This window comes from Leclercia sp. UBA5076, from assembly GCF_002416465.1.
Classification (GTDB): Bacteria; Pseudomonadota; Gammaproteobacteria; order Enterobacterales; family Enterobacteriaceae; genus Enterobacter.
In genome coordinates, this window is the sequence record NZ_DIAO01000022.1 from 19,231 (window position 1) to 28,426 (window position 9,196).

Consider the following 9,196-nt stretch of genomic DNA (forward strand, 5'->3'; position numbering starts at 1 on the left):
ATTTGCTCCCGTCGGAGTTAGCACAATCTGGTGTCGGGAGTTACCCCGACACCAGTGACCTGTTTGAGCGAGAGTTACTCGTCTTCCAGTTCGATGTTGATACCCAGCGAACGAATTTCTTTCAACAGTACGTTGAAGGACTCTGGCATGCCCGGCTCCATCTGATGGTTGCCGTCCACGATGTTTTTATACATCTTGGTACGACCGTTCACGTCATCAGACTTAACGGTGAGCATTTCCTGCAGGGTGTATGCTGCGCCATATGCTTCAAGCGCCCACACTTCCATCTCCCCGAAGCGCTGACCACCGAACTGCGCCTTACCACCCAGCGGCTGCTGAGTAACCAGGCTGTAAGAACCGGTAGAACGCGCGTGCATCTTGTCATCAACCAGGTGGTTCAGTTTCAGCATGTACATGTAGCCAACGGTTACCTGGCGCTCGAACTGCTCACCGGTACGACCGTCGAACAGAGTGATCTGGCCAGAACTTGGCAGGCCACCCAGCTGTAACAGTTCCTTGATTTCAGACTCTTTCGCACCATCGAAGACAGGCGTTGCGATTGGCATACCCTTACGCAGGTTTTCAGCCAGACGCATCACTTCTTCATCGCTGAAGGTGTTCAGGTCGACTTTCTGGCAAACGTCGGTACCCAGATCGTACGCACGCTGGATGAATTCGCGCAGTTTCGCGACTTCCTGCTGCTGTTTCAGCATGGCGTTAATCTTGTCGCCGATACCTTTCGCAGCCATACCCAGGTGGGTTTCAAGGATCTGACCGATGTTCATACGAGACGGTACGCCCAGTGGGTTCAGTACGATGTCTACCGGCGTGCCGTTTTCATCGTAAGGCATATCTTCGATCGGGTTGATCTTAGAGATAACACCCTTGTTACCGTGACGACCCGCCATCTTATCACCAGGCTGGATCTGACGTTTAACGGCCAGATAAACCTTAACAATCTTCAGCACGCCCGGTGCCAGATCGTCGCCCTGAGTGATTTTGCGGCGTTTCGCTTCGAGTTTCTTCTCGAACTCGTGTTTCAGTTCGTCATACTGCTCAGCCAGCTGTTCCAGCTGATTTTGTTTCTCTTCGTCGGCCAGGCCCAGTTCCAGCCAGCGGTCACGCGGCAGCTTGTCGAGCTTCTCAGCTTCAACACCACCGGAAACCAGCACCGCGTAGATACGACCAAACAGGCCAGCTTCAAGGATCTGCAGCTCTTCAGACAGGTCTTTCTTAGCCTGCTTCAGCTGCATCTCTTCGATTTCCAGCGCACGTTTGTCTTTTTCTACGCCATCGCGAGTAAAGACCTGTACGTCGATAACCGTACCGGAAACACCGTTCGGTACGCGCAGAGAAGAGTCTTTAACGTCAGACGCTTTCTCACCGAAGATCGCGCGCAGCAGTTTCTCTTCTGGCGTCAGCTGGGTTTCACCTTTCGGCGTTACCTTACCAACCAGAATGTCGCCGCCGGTCACTTCCGCACCGATGTAAACGATACCGGATTCATCCAGTTTGGAGAGCGCAGCTTCACCCACGTTAGGGATGTCAGCGGTGATCTCTTCTGGCCCCAGCTTGGTGTCACGGGAGACACAGGCCAGTTCCTGGATGTGAATAGTGGTGAAACGATCTTCCTGAACCACACGCTCGGAGACGAGGATGGAGTCTTCGAAGTTGTAACCGTTCCACGGCATGAACGCTACGCGCATGTTCTGACCGAGCGCCAGTTCACCGAGGTCGGTGGACGGACCGTCTGCCAGCACGTCGCCGCGCTCAACTGGCTCACCCAGAGATACGCAAGGCATCTGGTTGATACAGGTGTTCTGGTTAGAACGGGTGTATTTGGTCAGGTTGTAGATGTCGATACCCGCTTCGCCTGGGTACATCTCGTCTTCGTTAACTTTGATAACGATACGGGATGCATCCACGTACTGAACGGTACCGCCACGTTTAGCAACTGCAGTTACACCGGAGTCAACGGCAACAGCACGTTCCATACCGGTACCAACCAGCGGCTTATCAGCGCGCAGAGTCGGAACCGCCTGACGTTGCATGTTCGCACCCATCAATGCACGGTTGGCGTCATCGTGTTCCAGGAACGGGATCAGGGACGCACCGACGGAAACCACCTGCTGGGTGGAAACGTCCATGTAGTCAACCTGGTCGTTGCTGAACAAGCTGGATTCACCTTTGCTACGGCAGGTAACGAGGTCATCAACAAAGCGACCTTCTTCGTCCAGGTTGGTGTTCGCCTGGGCGATAACGTAGTTACCTTCTTCGATAGCAGACAGGTAGTGAATTTCGTCGGTTACAACACCGTCAGTCACTTTACGGTACGGGGTCTCGAGGAAGCCGTATTCGTTCGTCTGTGCGTACACGGACAGGGAGTTGATCAGACCGATGTTTGGACCTTCAGGCGTTTCGATTGGACATACGCGACCGTAGTGGGTCGGGTGTACGTCTCGAACTTCGAAGCCTGCGCGCTCACGGGTCAGACCGCCTGGGCCGAGTGCAGAGATACGACGCTTGTGCGTGATCTCAGACAGCGGGTTGTTCTGGTCCATAAACTGAGACAGCTGGCTGGAACCAAAGAACTCTTTCACTGCTGCGGAGATCGGCTTGGCGTTGATCATATCCTGAGGCATCAGGGTATCCAGATCGCCCAGAGACAGACGCTCTTTCACCGCACGCTCTACACGTACCAGGCCAACGCGGAACTGGTTTTCCGCCATTTCGCCTACGGAACGGATACGACGGTTGCCGAGGTGGTCGATATCGTCCACTTCGCCTTTACCGTTACGGATATCGATGAGCTTCTTCATCACTTCGATGATGTCTTCTTTGCTCAGGATACCGGAACCTTCGATCGTGTCACGCAGCAGAGAACGGTTGAACTTCATACGACCAACCGCGGAGAGATCGTAGCGGTCTTCGGAGAAGAACAGGTTCTCGAACAGGCTTTCAGCCGCTTCGCGAGTTGGTGGCTCACCAGGGCGCATCATGCGGTAGATTTCTACCAGCGCGCTCAGACGATCGGTGGTTGGGTCGACACGTACGGTTTCGGACATGTACGGACCGTGGTCCAGATCGTTGGTGAACAGCGTTTCGATACGCTTGTGGCCAGACTGGCTCAGCTTAGCCAGCAGATCCAGGCTCAGCTCCATGTTCGCTGGGCAGATCAGCTCGCCAGTAGATGCATCAACGTAGTCTTTTGCTGCAACTTTGCCAGCAATGTACTCAACCGGAACTTCGATGTGTTTGATTTCATCTTTTTCCAGCTGACGGATGTGGCGCGCAGTAATACGGCGGCCTTTTTCCACATACACTTTGCCGTTGGCTTCGATGTCGAACGACGCGGTATCACCACGCAGACGCTCTGGCACCAGTTCCATTTGCAGCTTGTTGTCGCGAATTTCAAAGACAACTTTCTCAAAGAACAGATCAAGAATCTGCTCAGTGGTGTAGTTCAGCGCACGCAGAATGATGGTCGCAGGCAGTTTACGACGACGGTCGATACGGACAAACAGGTTGTCTTTCGGATCGAACTCGAAGTCCAGCCAGGAACCACGGTAAGGAATGATACGCGCGTTATACAGTACTTTACCGGAAGAGTGCGTTTTACCTTTATCGCTGTCGAAGAAGACGCCCGGGCTACGGTGCAGCTGGGAAACGATAACACGCTCAGTACCGTTGATAACGAAAGTACCGTTGTCGGTCATGAGCGGAATTTCGCCCATGTAGACTTCTTGTTCTTTGATGTCTTTAACGGTGCCTTCCGGCGCTTCGCGCTCGTAGATCACCAGACGCAGTTTAACGCGCAGCGGTGCCGAGTAGGTCACGCCACGGATTTGACATTCCTGAACGTCAAATACCGGTTCGCCAAGGCGGTAGCTGACGTATTGCAGCTCGGAGTTACCGCTGTAGCTCTTAATCGGGAATACGGAACGGAAGGCTGCTTCCAGGCCGTACTGCCCTTCAGGATCTTGCTCGATAAACTTCTGGAACGAGTCAAGCTGGATAGAAAGGAGATATGGAATGTCCAGAACTTGTGGACGTTTACCAAAATCCTTACGAATACGTTTTTTCTCGGTATAGGAGTAAACCATAGGGTTCCTCAGCTCGCTGACAAGTCGACCCATCTGTCCATTGGCGGACAGTTTGTGCAACACCATTTTGTTGATCGGAAAATCGAACACTTTCCGCAATGCCTGTTGCTATCACGCTTAAACCATTTCATTGCGATTTACCCAGAGCGAGCACCCTGTCGCAGTATATTAAGTCGTCGATAGAAACAAGCATTGTCAGGACAACCAGCAGTCAAACAGTGTGAAACGCTACTGGCGCCTTACAGCGCAAAAAGGCTGGTGACCAAAAAGTCACCAGCCATCAGCCTAATTTCTCAGGCTGCAACCGGAAGGGTTGGCTTATTTAACTTCAACTTCAGCGCCAGCTTCTTCCAGAGATTTTTTCAGTGCTTCTGCGTCGTCTTTGCTCACGCCTTCTTTCAGCGCAGCTGGAGCAGATTCTACCAGGTCTTTAGCTTCTTTCAGACCCAGGCCAGTTGCAGCACGTACTGCTTTGATTACAGCAACTTTGTTCGCGCCAGCAGCTTTCAGAACTACGTCGAATTCAGTTTTTTCTTCAGCAGCTTCAACCGGGCCAGCAGCTACAGCTACAGCAGCAGCAGCGGAAACACCGAATTTTTCTTCCATTGCAGAGATCAGTTCTACAACGTCCATTACGGACATAGCGGATACTGCTTCAATGATTTGATCTTTAGTGATAGACATTTAAATTGTTCCTGAAAATCAGAATAAGTTTATACGTAAGCGAATACTTGATAAAGAGGACTGCAATTAAGCAGCTTCTTTCGCATCGCGAACAGCAGCCAGAGTGCGAACCAGTTTGCCAGCCGAAGCTTCTTTCATGGTTGCCATCAGGCGTGCAATTGCTTCTTCGTAGGTCGGCAGGGTTGCCAGGCGATCGATTTGCGATGCCGGGATCAACTCACCTTCAAAGGCTGCAGCTTTAACCTCGAATTTTGCATTCGCTTTCGCGAACTCTTTGAACAGACGAGCAGCAGCGCCCGGGTGTTCCATAGAGTATGCAATCAAGGTTGGACCAACAAACGTGTCTTTCAGGCACTCGAAAGGAGTACCTTCAACTACGCGGCGCAGCAGGGTGTTACGAACAACACGCATGTAAACGCCAGCTTCACGACCTGCTTTACGCAGTTCAGTCATTTTATCTACAGTAACGCCACGGGAATCCGCAACTACTGCAGACAGCGCGCCTTTGGCTACTTCGCTGACTTCAGCAACAATCGCTTGTTTGTCTTGAAGATTTAAAGCCATTAGCTTTGCTCCTGGATGTTTGCCAGGGCTCATGCCCTGGAACTCACTTCACTCTTCCCAACGGGAAGAGCGTCTAAATACGGTGAGCAGAAACAAGCCAGAGTATCAAAAAATAATCTTAGCGTTCTGTCACCGTCTACGCAGGGGATTAAGCCTCTTGCGAGACACCTGCGGTCTTCGACGGAGGCCTGGATAGGCCAGGCTCCAACGAACAATTCGGTTACCCGCTAACCTGAGTTAGCAAACGTGGGCGAAGATTGTAGACAAATTCGCCGCCCACGTAAAGGTATTAGTTTGCAGCAGCGCTCAGGCCAGCCTGGTCAACTGCAACACCTGCACCCATGGTGGTGGAGATGCTAACTTTCTTGATGTACACGCCTTTCGCCTGAGTTGGTTTTGCTTTTTTCAGCGCAACCAGCAGAGCTTCCAGGTTTTCTTTCAGTTTGTCAGCGTCGAAGTCCACTTTACCGATGGTGGTGTGGATGATGCCGTTTTTGTCGTTACGATAACGAACCTGACCTGCTTTAGCGTTCTTAACCGCTTCAGCAACGTTAGGAGTTACAGTACCCACTTTCGGATTTGGCATCAGGCCGCGTGGACCCAGAACCTGGCCCAGCTGGCCAACAACGCGCATTGCATCTGGAGATGCGATAACAACGTCAAAGTTCATTTCGCCTTTCTTGATCTGGTCAGCCAGATCTTCCATACCTACCAGCTCAGCGCCTGCAGCTTTAGCAGCTTCAGCGTTTGCGCCCTGGGCAAATACGGCTACGCGAACGGAACGGCCAGTACCGTGTGGCAGTACAGTTGCACCACGTACGTTCTGATCAGATTTACGAGCGTCGATACCGAGGTTTACAGCAACGTCAACGCTTTCAACGAACTTAGCGGTAGCCAGTTCTTTCAGCAGAGCGATAGCTTCGTTGATTTCGTACTGTTTGGTCGCATCAACTTTGTCACGGATCACGGACATGCGCTTGGTCAGTTTAGCCATTTCTTAGTCCTCCACTACCAGGCCCATGGAACGTGCAGTACCTTCGATGGAGCGAGTCATCGCTTCAATGTCGGAACCAGTCATGTCGGCAGCTTTGGTCTGCGCGATTTCCTGCAGCTGAGCGCGGGAAATTTTACCTACTTTGTCTTTGTTCGGCTTGCCGGAACCAGACTTGATACCAGCCGCTTTTTTCAGCAGAACTGCTGCCGGCGGGGTCTTGGTAACGAAAGTGAAAGAACGGTCAGCGTAAACAGTGATTACGACTGGGATTGGCAGACCTTTTTCCAGGGATTCGGTTTTTGCGTTGAACGCTTTACAGAATTCCATGATGTTCACACCCTGCTGACCCAGAGCTGGACCAACTGGTGGACTTGGGTTCGCCATACCAGCTGCAACCTGCAGCTTGACGTAGGCTTGTACTTTCTTAGCCATTCTAAAATCCTCTGATTGGGTTATAGCGCCTCAAGGAGGCTCCCCGTGATAAAATTCGTTTTACGGATTGCATCCATAAAAACAAAAGGCGCGAAATTGTATTCCAATCTCGCGCCCTGTGCAACGTTTAAATCGTCGCTTTTTTGATCGCTGCTTAGGCTTTTTCTACCTGGGCGAAGTCCAGCTCTACCGGGGTCGCACGACCGAAGATAGAAACAGAAACTTTCAGGCGGGACTTCTCGTAGTCCACTTCTTCAACCACACCGTTAAAGTCAGCAAACGGACCGTCATTAACACGTACCATTTCACCCGGTTCAAACAGCGTTTTCGGACGCGGCTTATCACCCACCTGCTGCAGGCGGTTCATAATCGCATCAACTTCTTTATCGCTGATTGGCGCCGGACGGTCAGACGTGCCGCCGATAAAGCCCATTACGCGCGGTACGCTGCGCACTAAGTGCCAGCTTGCGTCGTTCATCACCATCTGAACAAGCACGTAACCCGGGAAGAATTTGCGCTCGCTTTTGCGACGCTGGCCGCCACGGATCTCGACCACTTCTTCGGTCGGAACCATAACTTCACCAAACAACTCTTCCATGTTGTGTAATTTGATATGCTCACGCAGCGACGTTGCTACGCGGCCTTCAAAACCGGAAAACGCCTGAACGACGTACCAGCGCTTTTTAGGGGCTTCAGACATCTCAGAACCTCAGGCCAGTGATAAAGGATACCAGGCGAACCAGAATACCATCCAGTCCCCACAGGATCAGTGACATTACAGCGGTAACCGCAGCTACAATCAGCGTGGTGTGCAATGTTTCCTGGCGAGTCGGCCAAATGACCTTACGGACTTCCGTTCTCGCTTCGCGGGCAAAAGCGACGGTCGCTTTACCTTTGGTCGTCAACAGCGCGACACCACCCGCTGCAGCAATCAGAATTACCACTGCCAGCGCGCGTAGCGGCAGCATCATGTCACGATAAAGGTAGTTGCCCACGATTGCTACGATCAACAATACGGCTACTACTACCCATTTCATCGCTTCCAGGCCGCGCCCGCTCCCTTGAGCTTCGGTATTCGCACTCATAAACCAACCTGTCAGAAGTATTCTACAAACATTTTCACCCCGCGAGCGCGAGGCAAACCAAATCGAAATGCTAATTCGCTTTTCGGATTATACGCTCTCTGCAGAGCCTGTCTCAGCAATGATTATGACAAAAATAATCACTGATGAGCCAGGTTCTGATGTGAAAGCGTGCAAAAAGGGCATCAAATGATGCCCTTTTCATGCGCATTGCGTCAAATGTTATCAGCAATTAGCCGAGAACTTTAGCAACCACGCCCGCGCCAACGGTACGGCCGCCTTCGCGGATTGCGAAACGCAGACCATCGTCCATTGCGATTGGGTGGATCAGGGTAACAACCATTTTGATGTTGTCGCCTGGCATTACCATCTCAACGCCTTCTGGCAGTTCGATGGTACCGGTCACGTCAGTAGTACGGAAGTAGAACTGTGGACGGTAGCCTTTGAAGAACGGAGTATGACGGCCGCCTTCGTCTTTGGACAGGATGTACACTTCAGATTCGAACTTGGTGTGTGGCTTGATTGAGCCTGGCTTCGCCAGAACCTGACCACGTTCGATTTCTTCACGCTTGATACCACGCAGCAGAACACCAACGTTCTCACCAGCACGGCCTTCGTCCAGCAGTTTGCGGAACATTTCAACGCCAGTACAGGTAGATTTCGCAGTATCTTTGATACCAACGATTTCAACTTCTTCACCCACTTTGATGATACCGCGCTCTACACGACCGGTAACAACGGTACCACGACCGGAGATGGAGAATACGTCTTCGATTGGCAGCAGGAATGGCTTGTCGATAGCGCGCTCTGGTTCTGGGATGTAAGAATCCAGGTAGCCAGCCAGTTCGATGATTTTCTCTTCCCACTCAGCTTCGCCTTCCAGCGCTTTCAGCGCGGAACCACGAACGATTGGGGTATCGTCGCCTGGGAAATCGTACTGAGACAGCAGTTCACGAACTTCCATCTCTACCAGTTCCAGCAGCTCTTCGTCATCAACCATGTCGCATTTGTTCAGGAACACGATGATGAAAGGAACGCCTACCTGACGACCCAGCAGGATGTGCTCACGGGTCTGAGGCATTGGGCCGTCAGTCGCAGCAACAACCAGGATCGCGCCGTCCATCTGCGCAGCACCGGTGATCATGTTTTTAACATAGTCGGCGTGGCCTGGGCAGTCTACGCGTGGGTATTGGCGACTCGGGGCGGCATATTCAACGTGAGAAGAGTTGATGGTGATACCACGAGCTTTTTCTTCTGGTGCGTTATCGATCTGGTCGAATGCACGAGCAGAACCACCGTAGGAGTTAGCCAGAACGGGAGTGATTGCAGCGGGCAGG

Annotated in this window: 8 protein-coding genes; all 8 read right to left on the reverse strand. The window is 52.0% G+C overall.

Annotated elements, in window-relative coordinates:
* Positions 1-74 precede the first annotated feature (74 nt).
* The gene (rpoB, locus tag B3X29_RS21940) at positions 75-4,103 is read right to left on the reverse strand and encodes a DNA-directed RNA polymerase subunit beta (RefSeq protein WP_103177801.1); all 4,029 of its coding nucleotides are present in this window, start codon (positions 4,101-4,103) and stop codon (positions 75-77) included.
* 318 nt (positions 4,104-4,421) lie between these two features.
* Complete coding sequence (gene rplL / locus B3X29_RS21945; protein ID WP_103177800.1) at positions 4,422-4,787, reverse strand: 50S ribosomal protein L7/L12; 366 nt, start codon at positions 4,785-4,787, stop codon at positions 4,422-4,424.
* Between the two features lie 66 nt (positions 4,788-4,853).
* Positions 4,854-5,351, reverse strand: a complete 498-nt coding sequence (gene rplJ / locus B3X29_RS21950) for a 50S ribosomal protein L10 (protein ID WP_004097644.1) — start codon at positions 5,349-5,351, stop codon at positions 4,854-4,856.
* A gap of 289 nt (positions 5,352-5,640) precedes the next feature.
* On the reverse strand, positions 5,641-6,345 hold the full coding sequence (gene rplA, locus B3X29_RS21955; protein ID WP_103177798.1) for a 50S ribosomal protein L1: 705 nt from the start codon (positions 6,343-6,345) through the stop codon (positions 5,641-5,643).
* A 3-nt stretch (positions 6,346-6,348) separates the two neighbouring features.
* Complete coding sequence (rplK, locus tag B3X29_RS21960; RefSeq protein ID WP_004097640.1) at positions 6,349-6,777, reverse strand: 50S ribosomal protein L11; 429 nt, start codon at positions 6,775-6,777, stop codon at positions 6,349-6,351.
* A gap of 154 nt (positions 6,778-6,931) precedes the next feature.
* Positions 6,932-7,477, reverse strand: coding sequence for a transcription termination/antitermination protein NusG (gene nusG, locus B3X29_RS21965; protein ID WP_003862341.1), 546 nt, complete (start codon positions 7,475-7,477; stop codon positions 6,932-6,934).
* 1 nt (position 7,478) lies between these two features.
* Positions 7,479-7,862 (reverse strand): preprotein translocase subunit SecE, encoded by a 384-nt coding sequence (gene secE / locus B3X29_RS21970; RefSeq protein WP_003862342.1) that lies wholly within the window; start codon positions 7,860-7,862, stop codon positions 7,479-7,481.
* A gap of 229 nt (positions 7,863-8,091) precedes the next feature.
* On the reverse strand, positions 8,092-9,196 hold a 1,105-nt coding region (tuf, locus tag B3X29_RS21975), incomplete at its 5' end, for an elongation factor Tu (RefSeq protein WP_290567595.1).